Origin of the sequence: Streptomyces sp. NPDC002680, from assembly GCF_042889145.1 — a bacterium.
Taxonomy (GTDB): Bacteria; Actinomycetota; Actinomycetes; order Streptomycetales; family Streptomycetaceae; genus Streptomyces; species Streptomyces adonidis.
In genome coordinates, this window is record NZ_JBIAQP010000001.1 from 1159395 (window position 1) to 1176680 (window position 17286).

Consider the following 17286-nt stretch of genomic DNA (forward strand, 5'->3'; position numbering starts at 1 on the left):
GGGAGTTCCCTCATGCCTGTCGAGTTCATCAGCGCCGTCCACACCGACACCGGATCCAACGGCCCCGCCTCCAGCAGCCGCACCGGCGGCTTCGACCCCGACTTCGTCCGCAAGTACGCCCGCACCCTGGACGACGGCGGCTTCGACCACACCCTGGTCGCCTACCATTCGGCGTCCCCGGACGCGCTCCAGCTCGCCCAGTTCGTCGCCACCAACACCGAGCGCATCCGCCCGATCCTGGCCCATCGGCCGGGCGTGATCTTCCCGACCCACGCGGCCCGCGCGCTCGCCACCCTGGACCAGATCAGCAACGGCCGCCTGTCGCTGCACATCATCTCCGGGGGCAGCGACGAGGAGCAGCACCGGGAGGGCGACTACCTCAACAAGACGGAGCGGTACGAGCGTTCGGACGAATACATCCAGATCCTGCGGAAGGTCTGGCAGGCCGACGGGCCCGTCTCGCACGAGGGCAAATTCTTCAAGTTCGAGGGCTACTACTCGGACGTGAAGCCCTACAACGGGCTGGTCCCGGTCTCGGTCGGCGGCTCCTCGCAGGACGCGTACCGGGTCGGCGGCCAGCAGGGCGACATCTTCGGTCTGTGGGGCGAGCCGCTGAAGGAGACGGCGGAGCAGATCTCCGCCGTCAACGCGGTCGCCGATGCCGCCGGGCGCCCCCACCCCCGTATCTGGGTCTCCTTCCGCCCGATCATCGCGCCCACCGAGGAACTGGCCTGGGAGAAGGCACACCGCACGCTGGGCGCGCTCAAGGACCAGGCAGCCAACACCGAGCTGCTGCGCCACTACCGCACCACCGGCCGCCCCGCCAACGTCGGCTCCCAGCGCCTCCTCGACATCGCGGACCGCGGCGAGGTGCACGACCGCTGCCTGTGGACCGCACCCGCGGTCGCGACCAACGCCGCCGGTGCCTCGACCGCGCTGGTCGGTACGCCGGAGACGGTCGCCGCGGCCCTGCTCGACTACGTCGACATCGGCTGCGACCTGCTGTCGATCCGGGGCTACGACCCGCTCAACGACGCGATCGACTACGCCCGTTACGTCCTTCCGCTGGTCCGGCAGGAACTCGCCCACCGCGCGGCGACGGCCACCCAGGCCGCCTGACACCCCGTCAACTCCCCGTCCACCCACCCCTGTCTGCGAATCCCCTTATGGAGACTCCGTGTTCCGCCGCTCACGCTCATTGCGCACGTCCGCCGCCGTCCTGCTGCTCGCCCTCACGGCGGCCTGCGGCAGCCAGGCCGAGGCCGAGTCGTCGACCGACCAGTCCGCCGTCACCCTGCGGGTCGGCGCGACCGGCTGGAAGGTCGAGGAGGCGATCCTCAAGTTCGCCCACCGCGACGACACCCCCTACAAGGTGAAGTGGAGCGTGTTCCAGGGCGGTGACCTGCAGCTCCAGGCGATCCGCGCCGGCGCCCTCGACGTCGCCTCCTCCAGTGAGATCCCGCCGATCTTCGCGGCCGCCGACGGCAAGCCGAACTTCAAGGTCGTCGCCGTACAGCGCGCCGCCACGCTCAACCAGGAGGTCGTCGTCCCCAAGGGCTCGAAGGTGACCGACATCGCAGGCCTCAAGGGCAAGAAGGTCGGCTACGTCCAGAACACCACCGCCCACTACTTCCTCTACCAGCTGCTGAAGCAGGCGGGCCTGAAGTGGTCCGACGTCGACGCCAAGCCGCTCCTGCCCAACGACGGCCTCGCCGCCCTGAACGGCGGCGGCATCGACGCCTTCGCCTCCTACGGCACGTCGATCATCACCGCCCACCAGCAGGGCGCCACCACGGTCGGCTCCGGCAAGGACATCCTCTCCGGCAACTTCCTCTGGACGGCCCGCGACAGCGTCCTCAAGAACCCGGCCCAGCAGGCGGCGACGGCCGACCTGATCGCCCGGATCACCCAGGCGTACGCCTACGTCCGGGACGGCCGCGAGGCCGAGTTCGCGAAGGTCGTGTCGGACAACACGCACCAGCCGCTCGCCCAGGCGAAGAAGGACCTGGTCGACGCCCAGACCCAGCGCCCGACCCAGGCCCGCACGGTCGGCGACGACACGATCGCCTCGCAACAGAAGGTGGCGGACGTGTTCACCGAACTCGGCGCCCTCAAGGCGCACTTGGACGTGAAGTCGTTCTGGACGACCAAGCTCAACACCGAACTGGCCGCCGACCTGAAGAAGAAGCTGTGACCGCCCCCGCGACCGGCCGAGACGCCGCGACCGCCCGCATCGCCGAACTGGCCGCCGGATACGACCGGTCGGGCGCGTTCCCCACCGAGTCCCTGGGGGCCGCCCACGAGGCCGGCCTGCTCACCGCCACCATCGGTGAGCGGTACGGCGGCCGGGGCGCGGGCGTCGAGGAGACCGCGCGCATCCTGCACACCCTCGGCCAGGGCGACCCGTCCGTCGCCCTGATCGCCGCGATGACCCTCACCACCCATGGCCGCCAGGCCGTACAGCCGCACTGGCCCGAGGAGTTGTACGCGCGGGTCGTCAAGGAGTCGCTCGTACGTCCCGTGCTCGTCAACCACGCCCGCGTGGAACCGGAGTTGGGCTCCCCCGCACGCGGCGGACTGCCCGCCACCCGGGCCAGGCGCACCGGGGACGGCTGGGCCATCAGCGGTACGAAGCGGTTCGTCACGGGCGCCGAGGGCCTGGACTGGTTCCTGGTGTGGGCCACCACCGACGAACCGGAGCCACGTGTGGGCACCTTCCTGGTGCCCGGCGACTCCCCCGGCATCGAAGTCACCGGCCGCTGGGACCAGTTGGGGCTGCGCGCGAGCGGCAGCCACGATGTCACCTTCCGGGACGTGGAGGTGCCGTACGAGCAGGTGATCGGCCTCGCGCCGTACGGTCCGGCCGCCGAGCAGGACAACCGGGCGGGCGCTTCCCTCCATCTGCCGCTGGCCGCCCTGTACTTGGGGGTCGCGCGGGCCGCGCAGGCGTTCTTCCACACCTTCGCGCAGACCCGGGTGCCCGCCAACCTCGGCCATCCGGTGGCCCGTACGGAACGCTTCCGTCGGGCGGCCGGGGAGATCGAGGTGCTGCTCGCCGGGGCCGAGCAGCTGGTGTTCGGCGGTGCGGCCCGGGTCGACGCCGCAGACTCCTCGTACACCCCCGAACAGGCCTTGGGAGCAAGGGTGTTGGCGGACCGTCATGGCGTACAGGCCGTAGGGCTGGCCGTGCGGCTGCTCGGGAATCCGGGGCTGGCCCGGGGCAACCCACTGGAGCGCCACTTCCGCGACATCCAGTGCGCGCCGGTGCACGCGCCCCAGGAGGACATCTCCGTACTGGCGATCGGCACGAAGGCACTGGAAGCGCACGCCCCGCACAAGAAGGACCAGGACCAGTGACCGCCCCCACCACGACCGCCTCCGCCCAGCTCCTCGGCCTCCTCGCCCGCGACCTGCCACCCGACCGGCTGGCCACCGACCCGCTGACACTGGCCGCGCACACCACCGACCGCTCGGGCACCCGGCCGTACGGCGGGCCGCTCGCCGTGGTCCACGCACGACGCACCGAGGACGTGACGGTCACCCTCCGGCACGCGCACGAGCTGCGCGTGCCGGTGGTGCCGCGCGGCGCCGGTACCGGGCTGTCGGGCGGGGCGACGGCAGGCGAGGGCACCCTCGTCCTCGATCTCTCCGGCATGAACCGCATCCTCGAACTGTCCGAGGACGACCAGCTCGCCGTCGTCGAACCCGGCGTGATCACCGCCGAGTTGGACCGGGCGGCGGGCGCGCACGGCCTGCGGTACGCGCCCGATCCGGCGAGCGCCGCCCTGTCGACGATCGGCGGGAACATCGCCACCAACGCGGGCGGTCTGCGCTGCGCCAAGTACGGCGTCACCCGCGACAGCGTGCTCGGACTTGAGGCGGTCCTCGCGGACGGCATGGTGGTGCGCACGGGCCGCCGTACCGTCAAAGGCGTCACCGGCTACGACCTCACCGCGCTGCTCACCGGCTCGGAGGGCACCCTCGCGGTGATCACCTCGGCGACCCTGCGGCTGCGCCCACTGCCGGTGGCCACGGCCACCGTCGCCGCGTACTTCCCGTCCTTCGAGGAGGCCGCCGAGGCCTCGTACGCGATCGGCAGGGCCGGGGTCGTACCCGCGCTGGCGGAGCTGGTCGACGGTCCTGTCCTGCACGCCGTCGACCCGGCGCTGCGGGAGCGGGGCGCGGCACTGCTGCTGGTGCAGTGCGACGGCGCGGGCGCCGGGGCGGAGGCGGAGGCGGTCGCCCGCGTGCTCACCCGCGCGACCCTGGTCGAGACGACCGAGGACCCGGCCGAGGCCGAGGCCCTGCTCGCCGCCCGCCGGGGCGCGCTGCCCGCGCTGGAACGGCTGGGCCGCCCGCTGATCGAGGACATCGCGGTACCCCGTTCCCGGCTGGCGGAGGCGGCTCGGGAGATCCGGGAGATCTCGCGGCGCCATGACGTCCCGGTGTTCACCATCGCGCACGCGGCGGACGGGAACCTGCACCCGATCATCGTGGTCGACCCGACCCTGGACGGGCTGCCGGACGCGGCCTGGGAGGCGGCGGGCGAGATCTTCGCCCTGGCGCTGCGGCTCGGCGGGACACTGACCGGCGAGCACGGGGTGGGGGTCCTGAAGCGGCAGTGGGTCGCCGACGAACTGGGCCCTGCGGCGCATGCGCTGCAGCGGCGGATCAAGGACGCGTTCGATCCCCGGGGCATCCTCAACCCGGGCAAGTCCCTTTGACTGTAAAGGGGTTCAGTATTCGTACGGCCTGGCCAGCAGGTTGCGTACGCCCTCGGAGGTGATCGTCAGGCCGTGCGGGGAGGCCGCGTCGATGGTGAGCGCGAGGTCGCCGGTGGGCCACTGGTCGGCGAGCGCGCCGAGTGGGACGAGACGGTAGCGGGAGACGGCCGGCAGCAGGCCGGCCAGCTCGGACTCCGAGGTGAACACGGGCACGGCCTCCCGCCCGTCCGGCTCCTGCAGGACGGGCAGCGCCACCGTCGAGGGATGGCCGGCGTCCGCGTCGCTGACGTCGTCCGGTACGGGCACCAGCACGTCGCTCCTGGCGAGGACGTCCAGCGCGGCCGGGTCCTCGCTGTTGCCGGCCAGGGCGTCGAGCGCGCGTCGGGCCGGTGTTGCGGTGTGGTGGCGCGTGGGTGTCTCCATGTCGGGTCCCCTGACAGCGGCGGATCGTACGGGCCGCCCGGGACACGGCGGTCCCGGGCACAGTACAGGTCGCCTACCCGACCGGGTCCCGGCCATGCGTGGCCCGGGACCCGGCGTCGCGCTACTTCAGGTACGGCCCGGCGGTCCCGATCTTCCCGGGCCCGTTCAGGACGTACACCCGCAGGTTGCCCTTCCCCGGCGCCGCCACGGTCAGCGTGCCGTTCGAGACGGTCCGTACGTCACCGGTGACGGCGTCGGTGTACGTGCCGTTCGGGATGCCGGTGTAGGTGGCGTCGCCGGTGACCGTGACCAGCGCGAAGCTGTCCGTCGAGCCACTGGTGTACCGGCGTTTGAAGGCCATCTGGCCGCTGATGCCGTCGGTGGAGTACTGGCCCATCTGGAGGGCCGGGACCGCCCCCCGGATCTGGTTGAGCCGCTGGAGGTGCTTGACCAGCGGCTGGGCGAGGGTGTTCGCCACCTCGCCGCTCGCCGAGCCGACCGTGCCGAAGTCGGTCGCGGTGACGGTTCCGGCGAGGTGGTCGCCGTAGTACGCCCGTCCCGTGTTCGCCAGGGGGCAGGTCGGGCCGCAGTCGATCTGCTTGCCCTTCTGGAACTCGATCTCGGAGCCGTAGTACAGCGTCGGGATGCCCCGGAAGGTCCACATCAGCGCCATGTTCTCGGCCCAGGCGTCGGTGCCGTTGTTGTAGCGGGTGCTCGACTTGTTGGGGCCGTAGTCGTGGCTGTCGACGTAGACGACGTTGTACGTGGCGTCGTTGACGGAGTCGTCGGAGTCCTTGCCGTTGCCGTAGGCGTTTGGTGCGTCACCGAAGTTCATGTGCATACGCATGTCGATGATGTTCATTCCGGAGAACTGGCTGCGGTCGGGCGTGTGGTAGCTGTTGCCGTTGAGGACGGCGTTGGTGGACGTCGGCTGGTTGCCGGTGCCGAGGTTGTTCTCGTAGGTGAACTGCTCGATGGCCGCCGTCTCGTCGTCGGCGCTGTACTCCTTGCGTTCCTTCCAGGTGTAGAACTGCGCCGAGTGGTTGACCGAGCCCCGGTTCCACTTGTCGTTCACGAAGGCCGCGACCTCGCCGAAGACGAAGAAGTTCTTCGCCGCCTCCGTGCCGAACTTCTGCGTCACCCGGTCGTAAATGGCGGGCAGGAAACGGCGGTTCCATGTCACGCGCGGGATGTGGACGGCCGTGTCGATCCGGAAGCCGTCCACGCCCATGTCGATGTACTTGTCGTACGCGCCGATCAAGTAGTTCTGGACCGTGGTGTTCTCGGTGTTGAAGTCGGCCAGGTCCTCGTGCAGCCAGCACGAACGGGCGTCCTCGCCCTCCCAGTTGCCGATCCAGCACTGGTGGTAGTACGCCTTCGGGAACATGCCCGAAGTGGGGCTCGGCCACTGGCAGTTGTAGAGCGTGTAACCCTCGGCGCTCTTTCCGCCCGTGAGCTTGCCCCAGTTGAGGCAGGTGTTGCCGGTCGGTTCGGCCGTCGACCACAGGTCGCCGTTGTAGTAGGACTTCCCGGACTTGGGCTCGACGGTGAGACCGTCGTACTCGAAGCCCTCGGCCTTCTCGTCGTAGTACCAGCTCCACTGGGTGTCCCGGACTCCGTACACCGTGGGGGTGAACAGGCCCTTGGCGCCCCAGCGGGAGCTGTGGTTGTAGACGACGTCCTGGTAGATCTTCATTCCCTTGGCGTGAGCCGCGTTGATGAGGTCCTGGTAGGAGGCGCCCGCCGACTCCAGGCGTGGGTCGACCTTGTAGAAGTCGTAGCCGTGATAGCCGTGGTAGTCGTAGTCCGAGCGGTTGAGGACGACCGGGGTGATCCAGAGCGCGGAGAAGCCGAGCGCCTTGACGTAGTCGAGTTTTTCGACCAGTCCCTTGAAGTCGCCGCGGAACATGGGGTCGTTGTTCGCCGCGTTGCCGGACTTGGTGTGCTGGCTGCCGCCGCGGTCGTTGCTCGTGTCGCCGTCGTAGAAGCGGGCTGTGAGGACGAAGTAGATGGGGTCCTTGCGCGGGTCGGTGCCGAGCGGGGTGCCGGAGGCCGGTGCGGGGGCCTGGTCGCCGGTCGTGGCCGTCGCGGCGGCGGAGGCGGGCGAGGTGTTGCCGGCCGCGTCGACGGCCTTGACCGTGTAGGTGTAGGTCGCGCGCTCCTCAAGTCCCGTGTCGGAGAACACCGTTGAGCCGATGTCCGTGACCACGGTGCCCTGGGGGCCGCCGGTACGGGTGACCTGGTACTTGGTCACGCCCTTGTTGTCGGTCGACGCGTCCCAACTCACCACGACCGAGGTGTTGGTGGCGCTCGCGGTGACGTTGGCGGGCGCGGTCGGTGCCTCGGTGTCCGGTGGTTCCGCGGCGCAGGGGTCGGTGGCGTTCGCGGTGACCGTGCGGTCCTTCACGGTCGTGGTGCCGGTCACGATCGTGTAGTCGGCGCTGTTGTTGTTGTCCCAGACGCCGTTGCCGTTGTTGAAGGCGGCCCTGAGCGAGGTCGCGGTGCCGATGTCGAGGATCTTTTTCCACCAGCCGGTGCAGGCCGTGGTCATGCCGACGCCGGGGACCGTGGTCCAGGAGCCGCCGGTGGGCGCGTAGTGGATGTTGGCGGTGGTCCAGCCGGAGGTGGCGGTGGAGTAGTAGACGGTGGCCTGGTTTCCGGTGCCGGTTCCGGTGTCGGCGCACGGGTCGCTGTGGGCGATCACACCGTCCTTTACGGTGATCGTGCCGGTGCCGAGCGCGTAGTTGCTGCCGCCGTTGTTGTCCCAGGTGCCGCTGCCGTTGTTGAAGGTGGCCTGGAGTCCGGCGGCCGAGCCCAGATCGACGGTCTTCTTGACCCAGTCCGTGCAGGCCGACTCCATCTGGGTGCCGGGGACGGTGGTCCAGGAGCCGCCGTCGGGGGCGTAGTGGAGATAGGTCGTGGGCCAGCTCTTGGTCTTCGTGTAGTAGAAGACGGTCGCCGTGTTGGACGCGGCGACGGCCGTCTCCGCCATGGGCGCGGAGCCCGTGTCCGGCGGGACCGCTCCCACCAGGACGGCTGCCGCCACCAGCGCCACCAGGGGTTGCCTCATGCGTGACTCCAATACGGCCCGGAATGCCCGACTCTGGACTGCAAGTGGAACCGGAAAGTTCCTGAAAACACTTGCAGCGCGGAAGCTACAGGTACATGACAGTCACGTAAAGGGATGTCACAGCGACCGGCGCCGATGGTGAAAACGGACCAGTAGTGGTGACCGGCGCCCACGCGCGCTCCCGGGGCCCGTGCCTAGCGTGTTCGTATGCCGATGCAACCCTGGTTCCCCGATGCCAAGCTGGGCATCTTCATCCACTACGGCATCTACGCCGTGGACGGCTGGGCCGAGTCCTGGTCCTTCTACACGGGCGAGGTCTCGCACGAGGAGTACATGAAACAGCTCGACCGTTTCACGGCTTCGCGTTACGACCCGAAGGCCTGGGCGGAGCTGTTCGCCCGCGTCGGCGCCCAGTACGCCGTCCTCACCACCAAGCACCACGACGGCGTGGCCCTGTGGGACACCGACCACCGCAACCTGGACGTCGTCCGGGACACCCCGGCCGGCCGCGACCTGGTCACCGGCTTCGTCGACGCCCTGCGCGAGCGGAACCTGAAGGTCGGCCTCTACTACTCGCACTCCGACTGGAACCACCCCGACTACGCGAGCGAGCGCCACCCCGGCCCGCACATCGTCGAGGCCAACGACTACTCCCACGCCCGCCCCGGCGAGGAGGACCCCGAGGCCTGGGCGCGCTATCTCGCCTACCGCGACGGCCAGGTCGGCGAGCTGGTCGAGCGGTTCCGCCCCGACATCCTCTGGTTCGACGGCGAGTGGGAGCGCACCGAGGAGCAGTGGCGGATGCGGGAGCTGTCCGAGCTGATCCTCGCGGGCAACCCGGACACCATCCTCAACGCCCGCATGCTCAGTTACGGCGACTACGCCACCCCCGAGCAGGGCGTTCCGCTGATCGCCCCGGACGGCCCTTGGGAGCTGTGCCTGACGATCAACGACTCGTGGAGCTACCGGGCCAAGGACCGCGACTTCAAGTCGGTCCGCCAGCTGGTGCGCTACTTCACGGAGACGATCGGGATGGGCGGCAATCTGCTGCTCGGGGCCGGCCCGATGGAGGACGGCACGATTCCCGAGGAGCAGGTGGAGCGCCTGGAGGGACTCGGCGCCTGGGTCACCAAGCACGCCGACGCCGTGTACGGCACGGTCGCGGGCCTGCCCGCCGGGCACCACTACGGGCCGAGCACCCTCTCCGCCGACCGGCGCACCCTGTACCTGATCTGCTTCGACACGCCGCGCGAGGCCGTGTCGATCCGGGGCCTGCGCAACGCCGTACGGCGTGTCTCCGTCGTCGGTACGGGCACCGAGCTGGGCCATCACGTCACCGGGGGCCTGGACCAGGTGCCCGGCGTGACCTGGATCGACGCGCCCGGGGCGGCCGACCTCGACGAGTACGCGACCGTCCTGGCCGTGGAACTCGACGGGGAGCTGGACCTCTACCGGGGCACGGGACGCGACTGACACCCGATGTCGCCCATGTCACCCAGTACATGACATCCAAAACAGGAGTTCGAACGAACAGCTCCTGGGCGGACGCCCCGCCGACGGTGCCATGAGGAGGGTGACATGGGGAATCTCTTCACGAAACTGCTCAGACAGCTCGACAGCAACGCCCGGGACGCGACCGACGTCTACCGGCGCGAGGTCTCCGAGTACCAGGTGCTGGAACGGGACGCCCGCTCGCGCCGGGAAGCCCTTGAGTACTCGGTGTGGTTACGGCGCCGGACCGTCGAACTGGCGGCGAAGGAAGAGCCGCTCGGCGCGGACGATCTCAGGCTGATGGCCTCGGTGGGCGAACAGCGGGCCGGGAAGGGGCTGTCCTTGCCGGGCCACCAGCAACTGGTCGTCGCGCACACCCGGTTGATGCTGCGCGAGATCAACGAGGCGACCGGCCCCGACGACGGCGACGACCTCATGCGCCTGATGCGCTGGTTCGGCCCCCAGGGCACACGCGGCGGCGAGGCCTACCTGTCGGGGTTCGTGTCGGGGCAGCGGCGCCGGATGTCCCTCGTCGGCCGGGTCCGGCTGCTGACCGAGGCCCTGCTCTCCGACGACCCCGCCGCGTCGGGCCTGGCATCCGGCGTCGGTATGCGCGTCCACCCGCGCTATCGGGTGACCGTCGTCCGCGTACCCGGCCGTCCGCGTCCAACGAACGCCCGCCGCGAGGAGATCACCGAGTCCCTCCTGCGCCGCCGACAGGTGCCGATCATGTGGCACGACCCCGAGGAACTGGTGGCCCTGACACCCGAGTACGCCGATGAGCCGACCGGAGTCGCGGCGGCGAACGAACGCGCGCTGGCCGTCGTACACGACATCACGGAGGCGGTGGGCGGCAGTTGTGCGATCGGCACGAGTGTCGGTGCGGCCGGTGCGCTGGCCGGTGCCTTCGCCGAGGCGCGCCGGGTCAGCCGGGTCGCGCCGATGCAGTCCGGGCAGCGGCGCCCGCACACCATGAACGACGTCTTCGTCGAACTGGGCGTCACGCGGCTGCCGGAGGTCGACGACTGGCTGCGGGACATCGCCGGGAGCCTCTCCCTCGGACCCGATCTCATCGCCACGCTGGACGGGTACTACCGGCACGACATGGACCGGACGCGCACCGCCGCGGCCCTCAACGTCCATCGCCGCACGCTCGACTACCGCCTCCAGCGCGCCCACGAACTCACCGGCATCCAACCGGGCTCCACCCACGGCGTACGGGTCCTCAGCGTCGTCGTGTCGCGCTCGCTCGCGCGGGGCTGAACGGGCCACGGGGGTCCCGCCGGAGTGTCCGGCGGGACAACCCGGATCACTCGAAGTTGGCGAAACCCGTGGTGTCGAACCAGGTGGGCGCCTGGGCGTCGGACATCGCCTGCTTGATCCGGAACAGCGCGAACTCATTCAGTTCCGGCAGCGCGTCCACCGTGAACCAACCGACCTCCAGCGACTCGTCGTCGTTGACCCGCGCCTCCCCGCCGACGGCCCGGCAGCGGAACGTGATGTCCATGTACTGGCAGACGTCCCCGTTCTCGTACGTCACCGGGTCCAAAGCCTGGACGAGCACGACCCGTTCGGGCACGCACCGGACCGCCGTCTCCTCGTAGACCTCCCGCACCGCGCACGCCGCCGGCTGCTCGCCCGGGTCCGGGATACCGCCGACCACCGACCACTTGCGGGTGTCGGTGCGCCGGCCCAGGAGCACTCTGTCCTCGTCGTCGAAGACGAGGGCGGTGACACCGGGGAGCCAGAGCAACTGGCGGCCGGCGGAGGCACGGAGGGCGCTGATGAAGTCAGGAGTAGCCATGCCACGACCCTAACGGGGCCGCCCGGTCACCCCTGTTGATCAAGGGGGCGTGCAACCGGCGTACGGCTACACGCCACCGGCGCGCCGCCCGCGCACACCGGCGCCGATCGCCCAGCCGAGACCGCCGGCGGCGACCAGGACGAGGAGCATCTCGGGCAGGATGCCGAGCTTGGTGGCGGGGGTCTCGGAGGAGCGCAGCGGCACCTTCTGGACGAGCGAGTCGGCCACGAACATGCCGGTCTTCTGCGTGATCTTCCCGTCCGGCATGATGATCGCGCTCACCCCGCTGGTCACCGGGACGGTGACGGTCCGGCTGTGTTCGACGGCGCGGATCCGGGACATCGCGAGCTGCTGGTAGGTCATCTCGCTGCGGTCGAAGGTGGCGTTGTTGCTCGGTACGGAGATCATCTGGGCGCCGTGGGTGACGGTGTCGCGCACGGCCCAGTCGAACGCGGCCTCGTAGCAGGTGGCGAGGCCGACCTTGGCGCCGTCCATGGTGAACACGCCCGGCTTGGTGCCCCGGCTGAAGTCCTGGCGGACCATGGTGGTCCAGTTCTTGTTGATGTGTTCGAGCAACGAGCGCAGCGGGAGATACTCGCCGAAGGGCTGGACCTGCCGCTTGTCGTACGTGTCGGTCGCGCCCTTCTCCGGGTCCCAGAGGATCTGCTCGTTGTAGAGCTTGCCGTCGCGTTCGACGACGCCGCCGACCGAGATGGGCGCGCCGATCGCCTTGGCCGCGTTCTCGATGACGGCGGCGGCGTCGGGGTTGGCGAAGGGGTCGATGTCGGAGGAGTTCTCCGGCCACAGCACGAAGTCGGGCTGGGCCACCTTGCCGGCCTTGACCTGGGCGGCCAGCCGCTCGGTCTCCCGCGCGTGGTAGTCGAGGACGGCACGCCGCTGGGAGTTGAAGTCGAGACCCGCGCGCGGGACGTTGCCCTGGATGACGGCGACGGTCGCGGTGCCGTCCTCGGCCTTGTCGCTGACCAGCGTCCGCGCGGCGAGGGCGCCCACCACGGGGACGGCCACGCTCAGTGCGGCGACGACCGCGGCGGCGCGCGGCAGGGCACCGGTGCGGCGCCGCTCGATCACCTGGCGCACGATCTCGTACAGCCCGAATCCGCACAGGACGACCGCGAAGCCGAGCACCGGGGTGCCGCCCAGCGCGGCCAGCGGCAGGAAGACGCCGTCCGCCTGGCCGAAGGCGATCTTGCCCCAGGGGAAGCCGCGGAAGGGCACACGCGCGCGTGCCGCCTCGCCCGCGATCCACACGGCCGCCGCCCACAGCGGCCATCCGGGCAGCCTCGACACGGCCGCGACACCCGCGCCGACCAGAGCGACGAAGACCGCCTCGACGGCGACCAGAGCCAGCCAGGGCCCCGAGCCGACCTCCACACCGGTCCACACCAGCAGCGGCAACAGGAAACCGAGACCGAAGAGGTAGCCGAGACCTAGTCCGGCCTTCCAGGACCGGCCGCGCAGCACCCAGCCGAAGATGCCGAAGGCGGGCAGGGCGAGCCACCACAGGGTGCGCGGCGGGAAGCTGACGTACAGCAGCACTCCGGCGAGCGCGGCGGTGGCGGCCGGCCAGAGGCGCAGCAGCCGCGCGCGGCGCGAAGCGGGCGCGAGCTGCGGTTCGAGCTGGTCCGGCTCGGCTGTGGAAGGAGCGGTGGCGGTCACTCCGGGAGTGTACGGCGCCTGCGTAAGACGCCGACAGCATGGTCCGGCCCGTGGGAGGGGGCCCGCCCGGGCCGGGCTGCCGCAGCTGGGCGGCTGCGCCACCTGGTCGCTGATCACGGCGGCCACACACGACGGCCGCCCCGAGAGCGTGCTCCTCGCGGTGGCCGCCGGTTACGGGTCAGGCCGGATCTGCGGGGCCCCGCTACGGCAGCCGGGCCCGCCCCGGCCCGTCCGCCGCATCGTTCCTGCGCAACTCGTCCACAAATGACGCACCAGCCGTTACCGTGTGCCGGAGCCTCTGACGTGCGCGCCGGTGACGGCCCGCGCGGTCGGGGCCCGTCACAGGTCGGGGGGCGGCGGGTTGGGTTCCACGGGGAGGACGTCTACGGCCGACGAGGCGGCGGACGGCGAGAGACGAAACGTTTCCGACGCGGCGGGCGTCGTCGTACTGGGCGCGTGTGCCACCTGGTCGCTGATCACGGCGGCCACGCACGACGGCCGCCCCGAGGGCGTGCTCCTGGCGGTGCTCGCGGTGGCCGCCGGTTACGCGTCGGGCCGGATCTGCGGGGCGCTGCTACCGGTCGCCGCCCCCTGTGCGGCGGCGCTGGCCGGGCTCGGTCTGGCGGTGGCCGCCCCGCACACGCTGCCGGGGCCGCAGATCGCCACCCCGCCCGGGCATCTCGGGGCCGAGGCCGCGCTGCTGGTCCTCGCCACCGGCGCCGCCTGCTGTGCCGCCTGGGCGGCCCGTCCTCCGCTGCTGCGCCTGGCACTCCGCGTCCTGGCCGCCGGGATCACGGTGGCGTCCCTGGTCCTCGGCCCGATCGCCGGTTTCGTCCTCTGTTCGGCCGTCCTGCTGTGCTCGCTCGCCGCCGACCACATGCGGCGCCGGGGTGTGGGCCTGGCCGGGCTGGCGCTGGCGACGGCCGTGGTGACCGGGACGGCCTGGGCGGTCGCCGAGGACGTACTGCCGGACGGGCTCGCCGACTCGCTGGAGGGGCAGCTCAGCGGTCACCGGGTCGGTCTGTGGCGCGACGCCCTGCTGCTGGCCCACCGGGACCCGGCGCTGGGTGTGGGCCCCGGCAGGTTCGCGGAACTCAGCCAGACGGCCTCGCAGGCGCTGCCGGCCGAGTCCAGACCGCACTCCGCGCCGCTCCAGCAGGCGGCCGAACAGGGGGTGGTCGGCGTGGTCCTGCTGGCGGCGGTCTTCTGCTGGGTGCTGTACGCCCTGTGGCGCACCCCGCGCCCCACGCCCGTCGCCCTGACCGCCGGCGCGGCTCTGACCGGCCTGGCCGTCCTGGCGACGGTCGGCAACGTACTGAGCTTCACCACCGTGACGGCGGGCGCGGGCCTCCTCGCGGGCCTGGCGACGGCCCGCCCCCTGGTCTACGAGACACCGGACACGACGACGACCCGCGCGCGGGAACGCCGTTAGACCGCCGCGAGGGCGACGGGAACGTCAGTGTGTGGCCCCCGCCGCGCCGGACCGCAGCCGGTCCCGGATGACGCGTACGGCCGCCTCCGCGTTGTCCACCGTGATCGTGAACGTATGCCCGTCGCCGAGGCGCAGCACCAGGCCCTCGCCCCGGCGTACGACGACCGCGGTGCCCTGGTGGGGCCGCCAGCGGTAGCCCCAGCCGCCCCACTGGCGCGGGGTGACCCTGGCCACGAAGTCGGCGCCGACGATCTGGGACAGCGGAATGCGGCGGCGCGGCAGACCGATGTGGCCGCAGCGCACTTCGAGGGTGTCCTCGTCGACCTTCACGGCGACGTGCACGAACGCGATGGTGCCGAAGAGGACGAGCAGGCCGGCCGCGATGCAGCCCACGACGGACATGGCGAGCGGCGCGACGCCGGACGTCCATGCCGAGTCGACGGCCAGTTCGATGCCGAGAGCCATGAAGGCGCAGCCGCCGAGGGCCAGGATCCACTGGGCGCGGTTGGTCGCCCGGCCGGTCCAGACGTCGGTCAGCGCGGTTTCGACGTGTTCGTCGTGGGGCTGGTCCCTCATGCCTATGAGACTACTCAGGTTCCGCTGCGCGGGCAGTGGCTTGCGGAGGGTGACTGCTCCGGTCAGCGGACGGGGATGGCCGCCTGGAGCAGCCTGCCCTCCTCGTAGGCCAGCGCGGGGGCGGGCAGCGGGCGCGCGACGCCGTTCAGCAGCGCGGTGAGGGTGCCGTCGGCCGGTGCCTCGGGGGCGGGGTGCGCGCCGAGCCTACGGAGCGTCTGGGCGGCCACCGCGCCGGCCGAGCCGTGCAGGACGAGCGGCGGGTTTCCGGGCCGCTGGACGGCCGCGCGGATGCGTTCGGCGACGAGTTCGTAATGGGTGCAGCCCAGGACGACGGTCGTTACCTCGTCGGGGGTGAGGGCGGCCGCGGCGGCGATGGCGGCGCCGATCGCCGTCTCGTCCGCGTGTTCGACGGCTTCGGCCAGTCCCCAGCAGGGCACCTCGGTGACCGCGACGCCCTCGGCGAAGTTCTTGATGAGGCCGCGCTGGTAGGGGCTGCCGGTGGTGGCGGGGGTCGCCCAGATCGCGAAGGGCCCGCCTCCCGAGGCGGCGGGCTTGATCGCCGGGACCGTGCCGATGACCGGCAGCTCCGGTTCGAGGCGGGCGCGCAGGGCGGTCAGGGCGTGCACGGTCGCGGTGTTGCAGCCGACGATCAGGGCGTCGGGCCGCTGGGCGGCGGCGGCCTCGGCGACGGCCAGGGCGCGCTCGGTGAGGTCCTCCGGGGTGCGCGGACCCCAGGGCATGCCCGCAGGGTCCAGGGAGAGCACGAGATCCGCGTCGGGCCGCAGCCGCCGTACCGCCGCGGCCGCCGGCAGAAGTCCGATTCCGGAGTCCATGAGCGCGATCTTCACCCGGTCACTATAAACGGCGTGCCTCCGCGCCCCTTTGGGGTGGGGCAGACTGCGGCGGGTGAGCGCCGTTGTGTGGATCGCCGTCGGATCACTCGCCGCCTGGCTGTGGCTGCTGCTGTGCCAGGGCTTCTTCTGGCGTACGGACGTCAGACTGCCGTCGTACGACCGGGAGCCGGAGACCTGGCCTTCCGTTTGTGTCGTCGTTCCGGCGCGCGACGAGGTCGCCGTGCTGCCCGCGAGCCTGCCGTCGCTGCTCGCGCAGGACTATCCGGGGCGGGCCGAGGTCTTCCTGGTCGACGACGGCAGTTCGGACGGCACCGGGGAGCTGGCCCGGGAGCTGTCGCGGCGCCACGGCGGGCTGCCGCTGACCGTCGACTCGCCCGGTGAACCGCCTGCGGGCTGGACGGGCAAGCTGTGGGCCGTCCGCCATGGCATCGGTCTGGCACGCGCGCGTGGCCCCGAGTTCCTGCTGCTGACGGATGCGGACATCGCCCATGCGCCGGACAGTCTGCGGGAGTTGGTGGCGGCGGCGCGGGGCGGCGGCTTCGACGCCGTGTCGCTGATGGCCAGGCTGCGGGTGGAGAGCGTCTGGGAGCGGTTCGTCGTACCGGCCTTCGTGTACTTCTTCGCGCAGCTCTATCCCTTCCGCCGGATCGGCCGGAAGGGGTCGCGGACGGCGGCTGCCGCCGGTGGGTGCGTGCTGCTGCGTACGGAGACGGCCGAGCGGGCCCGGATCCCGGACGCCATCCGGCAGGCCGTCATCGACGACGTGGCGCTCGCGCGGGCCGTCAAGGGCGGCGGGGGCCACATCTGGCTGGGGCTCGCCGAACGGGTGGACAGTGTCCGGCCCTATCCGCGGCTGCACGACCTGTGGCGGATGGTCTCGCGCAGCGCGTACGCGCAGTTGCGCCACAGCCCGCTCCTCCTGCTCGGTACGGTGCTGGGCCTCGCCCTGGTGTATCTGGTGCCGCCGTTCGCCCTGCTGGCCGGCCTCGTCACCGGGATGACGGCCGCGGCGGTGTGCGGCGGGCTCGCGTGGCTCGTGATGGCGGGGACGTACGTCCCGATGTTGCGCTACTACGGGCAGCCGCTGTGGCTCGCTCCACTTCTGCCGTTCACGGCGTTCCTGTACCTCCTCATGACGGTCGACTCGGCGGTGCAGCACTACCGGGGGCGCGGCGCCGCCTGGAAGGGCCGGACGTACGCGCGTCCGGAAGCCGCCACGGACGAGAGCTGACCGG

The 17286-nt window shown here is 71.3% G+C and carries 14 protein-coding genes; 8 read left to right on the forward strand and 6 right to left on the reverse strand.

Translation table 11 applies throughout. The features are described 5' to 3' along the window. Window positions 1-12 precede the first annotated feature (12 nt). Genes ACFYXF_RS05270 through ACFYXF_RS05285 form a run of 4 tightly spaced genes read left to right on the forward strand, consistent with a single transcriptional unit; the run spans window position 13 to window position 4724 of the window. Complete coding sequence (locus tag ACFYXF_RS05270) at window positions 13-1119, forward strand: LLM class flavin-dependent oxidoreductase (RefSeq protein ID WP_389348185.1); 1107 nt, start codon at window positions 13-15, stop codon at window positions 1117-1119. Window positions 1120-1177: 58 nt separating this feature from the next. Continuing rightward, window positions 1178-2194 (forward strand): ABC transporter substrate-binding protein, encoded by a 1017-nt coding sequence (locus ACFYXF_RS05275; RefSeq protein WP_389348186.1) that lies wholly within the window; start codon window positions 1178-1180, stop codon window positions 2192-2194. Further along, window positions 2191-3357, forward strand: a complete 1167-nt coding sequence (locus ACFYXF_RS05280; RefSeq protein ID WP_389348187.1) for an acyl-CoA dehydrogenase family protein — start codon at window positions 2191-2193, stop codon at window positions 3355-3357. The genes ACFYXF_RS05275 and ACFYXF_RS05280 overlap by 4 nt, the downstream gene beginning before the upstream one ends. Beyond that, on the forward strand, window positions 3354-4724 hold the full coding sequence (locus ACFYXF_RS05285) for an FAD-binding oxidoreductase (protein WP_389348188.1): 1371 nt from the start codon (window positions 3354-3356) through the stop codon (window positions 4722-4724). The genes ACFYXF_RS05280 and ACFYXF_RS05285 overlap by 4 nt, the downstream gene beginning before the upstream one ends. 12 nt (window positions 4725-4736) lie before the next feature. Here the strand turns inward: ACFYXF_RS05285 and ACFYXF_RS05290 are convergent, their stop codons facing one another. Both ACFYXF_RS05290 and ACFYXF_RS05295 read right to left on the reverse strand, forming a co-directional pair. After that, window positions 4737-5147: an SseB family protein gene (locus ACFYXF_RS05290; RefSeq protein ID WP_389348189.1), complete on the reverse strand. Its 411-nt coding sequence runs from the start codon at window positions 5145-5147 to the stop codon at window positions 4737-4739. Between the two features lie 121 nt (window positions 5148-5268). Continuing rightward, complete coding sequence (locus tag ACFYXF_RS05295; RefSeq protein ID WP_389348190.1) at window positions 5269-8217, reverse strand: carbohydrate binding domain-containing protein; 2949 nt, start codon at window positions 8215-8217, stop codon at window positions 5269-5271. Window positions 8218-8424: 207 nt separating this feature from the next. Here ACFYXF_RS05295 and ACFYXF_RS05300 point away from each other — a divergent pair, with 207 nt between their 5' ends. Together ACFYXF_RS05300 and ACFYXF_RS05305 are read left to right on the forward strand one after the other, a co-directional pair. Then, window positions 8425-9690 carry an alpha-L-fucosidase gene (locus ACFYXF_RS05300; protein WP_389348191.1) on the forward strand — a complete coding sequence of 422 codons (1266 nt, stop codon included), beginning with the start codon at window positions 8425-8427 and terminating at the stop codon, window positions 9688-9690. A 105-nt stretch (window positions 9691-9795) separates the two neighbouring features. After that, a complete protein-coding gene (locus ACFYXF_RS05305; RefSeq protein WP_389348192.1) occupies window positions 9796-10971 on the forward strand; it encodes a PucR family transcriptional regulator in 1176 nt (391 codons plus the stop codon). 46 nt (window positions 10972-11017) lie between these two features. Here ACFYXF_RS05305 and ACFYXF_RS05310 read toward each other — a convergent pair whose 3' ends face one another. Further along, window positions 11018-11512 (reverse strand): NUDIX domain-containing protein, encoded by a 495-nt coding sequence (locus tag ACFYXF_RS05310; protein WP_389348193.1) that lies wholly within the window; start codon window positions 11510-11512, stop codon window positions 11018-11020. 66 nt (window positions 11513-11578) lie between these two features. Further along, complete coding sequence (gene lnt, locus ACFYXF_RS05315; RefSeq protein ID WP_389348194.1) at window positions 11579-13189, reverse strand: apolipoprotein N-acyltransferase; 1611 nt, start codon at window positions 13187-13189, stop codon at window positions 11579-11581. 361 nt (window positions 13190-13550) lie between these two features. Here lnt and ACFYXF_RS05320 point away from each other — a divergent pair, with 361 nt between their 5' ends. Further along, on the forward strand, window positions 13551-14621 hold the full coding sequence (locus ACFYXF_RS05320) for an O-antigen ligase family protein (RefSeq protein ID WP_389348195.1): 1071 nt from the start codon (window positions 13551-13553) through the stop codon (window positions 14619-14621). Window positions 14622-14645: 24 nt separating this feature from the next. Here the strand turns inward: ACFYXF_RS05320 and ACFYXF_RS05325 are convergent, their stop codons facing one another. Both ACFYXF_RS05325 and ACFYXF_RS05330 read right to left on the reverse strand, forming a co-directional pair. Next, entirely contained in the window at window positions 14646-15197 is a 552-nt protein-coding gene (locus ACFYXF_RS05325) for a hypothetical protein (protein WP_389348196.1), read from the reverse strand. A gap of 62 nt (window positions 15198-15259) precedes the next feature. Beyond that, window positions 15260-16045 carry a glutamate racemase gene (locus tag ACFYXF_RS05330; RefSeq protein ID WP_389348197.1) on the reverse strand — a complete coding sequence of 262 codons (786 nt, stop codon included), beginning with the start codon at window positions 16043-16045 and terminating at the stop codon, window positions 15260-15262. A gap of 70 nt (window positions 16046-16115) precedes the next feature. Here ACFYXF_RS05330 and ACFYXF_RS05335 point away from each other — a divergent pair, with 70 nt between their 5' ends. After that, window positions 16116-17282, forward strand: a complete 1167-nt coding sequence (locus tag ACFYXF_RS05335) for a glycosyltransferase (protein WP_389348468.1) — start codon at window positions 16116-16118, stop codon at window positions 17280-17282. The last annotated feature ends 4 nt before the right edge of the window (window positions 17283-17286 follow it).

What these genes read in the sequence shown, in the direction of transcription:
- ACFYXF_RS05270 (WP_389348185.1), top strand. Translation starts at nt 13, where the DNA reads ATGCCTGTCGAGTTCATCAGCGCCGTCCACACCGACACCGGATCCAAC.
- ACFYXF_RS05290 (WP_389348189.1), bottom strand. Translation starts at nt 5,147, where the DNA reads ATGGAGACACCCACGCGCCACCACACCGCAACACCGGCCCGACGCGCG.
- ACFYXF_RS05295 (WP_389348190.1), bottom strand. Translation starts at nt 8,217, where the DNA reads ATGAGGCAACCCCTGGTGGCGCTGGTGGCGGCAGCCGTCCTGGTGGGA.
- ACFYXF_RS05300 (WP_389348191.1), top strand. Translation starts at nt 8,425, where the DNA reads ATGCCGATGCAACCCTGGTTCCCCGATGCCAAGCTGGGCATCTTCATC.
- ACFYXF_RS05305 (WP_389348192.1), top strand. Translation starts at nt 9,796, where the DNA reads ATGGGGAATCTCTTCACGAAACTGCTCAGACAGCTCGACAGCAACGCC.
- ACFYXF_RS05310 (WP_389348193.1), bottom strand. Translation starts at nt 11,512, where the DNA reads ATGGCTACTCCTGACTTCATCAGCGCCCTCCGTGCCTCCGCCGGCCGC.
- ACFYXF_RS05325 (WP_389348196.1), bottom strand. Translation starts at nt 15,197, where the DNA reads ATGAGGGACCAGCCCCACGACGAACACGTCGAAACCGCGCTGACCGAC.